Here is a 769-nt window from a genome sequence, read left to right on the forward strand (position 1 = left end):
GGAGCTGACTGGTACTAATAGGCCGAGGGCTTGTCCTCAGTTGCTCGCGTCCACTGTGTTGTTCCCGGGTTGCGAACAGTTATCGCACCGGTTGAACAGTTTCACTACTTAATTGAAGAGTGTGCTTGTTCGCTAGAACCCGATAGGGTTTCGGTGGTCATTGCGTTAGGGAAACGCCCGGTTACATTCCGAACCCGGAAGCTAAGCCTTTCAGCGCCGATGGTACTGCAGGGGGGACCCTGTGGGAGAGTAGGACGCCGCCGAACAATCTTTCAAGGACCCCTGGTCCCAGCGTTCACGCTGGGACCAGGGGTCCTTTTGTTTTTCCCGGAGCGCGTCGGCCGGTCGGCTGCGCGAGAATGTCTGTGGTACCCGAAGACAGGAGTCACACACATGTCCACCAACTCTCCCGACGACCGTCCGGAGCGCGAGCCGCGTCGCCGGGACGGCGGTGACAGGGGCGGTTTCCGCGGTGGTCGTGACGACCGGTCCGGTTCCGGCGCACCTCGACGCGACAACGACCGTGGCGGCTTCCGCCGCGAAGACCGGGACCGCGACCGTGGCCCGCGCCGTGATGACAGCCGGCCGAGTGGTGGTGGCTTCCGTCGCGACGACAGCCGTGGTGGCGGTTCCGGTGGTGGCTTCCGCCGGGACGAGAACCGTGGTGGGTTCGACCGGCGTGATGACCGTCCGCGTGGTCCCCGTCGTGACGACGACCGGCCCTCCGGTGGTGGCTTCCGTCGGGATGACAACCGTGGTGGTGGGTTCC

Annotated in this window: 1 rRNA gene; it reads left to right on the forward strand. The window is 64.5% G+C overall.

From position 1 onward, the window contains the following. Nucleotides 1-149: 149 nt before the first annotated feature. Nucleotides 150-266, forward strand: a 5S ribosomal RNA gene (rrf, locus tag IE145_RS33160). The last annotated feature ends 503 nt before the right edge of the window (nucleotides 267-769 follow it).

This window comes from Streptomyces sindenensis (genome assembly GCF_014649035.1).
Taxonomy (GTDB): Bacteria; Actinomycetota; Actinomycetes; order Streptomycetales; family Streptomycetaceae; genus Streptomyces; species Streptomyces sindenensis.